This window comes from Vibrio sp. 10N.261.54.A5, assembly GCF_041471145.1.
GTDB lineage: Bacteria > Pseudomonadota > Gammaproteobacteria > Enterobacterales > Vibrionaceae > Vibrio > Vibrio crassostreae_C.
The window spans coordinates 1-372 of sequence record NZ_JBFRNU010000103.1 but is presented as its reverse complement, the minus strand read 5'-3'; the positions used below and the strand labels follow the sequence as shown (position 1 = coordinate 372).

Below are 372 nucleotides of genomic sequence, written 5' to 3'. Positions count from 1 at the left end.
TGTTTGCCGGACTCAATTTCGATTCAAACTAAGTTTGAATCACTCTTTATTTCCACTTTTAAAAAGTGAAGACAAAAAGCCAAGACACTTGAATGTGTTTGTTGTGTTTATACCGTTCTTATTAACTAAGAGCAGATAAACATTGAGAACTTTTAAATTTGATTGAATTACTCGTAAGTAATCAATCAGTCAGCTTTCCAAATTGTTAAAGAGCTTGATTCAATAAATTGAACCATTTTTAAAAACACTTAAATAAATGTGCTTAAAGATGGTATCCCGTAGGGGAGTCGAACCCCTGTTACCGCCGTGAAAGGGCGGTGTCCTAGGCCTCTAGACGAACGGGACATAGGTTACTCTTAACTTTTCTAAACC

The 372-nt window shown here is 35.8% G+C and carries 1 tRNA gene; it reads right to left on the bottom strand.

The annotated features are described in order from the left end of the window. Positions 1–269: 269 nt before the first annotated feature. Positions 270–345, bottom strand: a tRNA-Glu gene (locus AB4329_RS22200). Between the last annotated feature and the right edge of the window lie 27 nt (positions 346–372).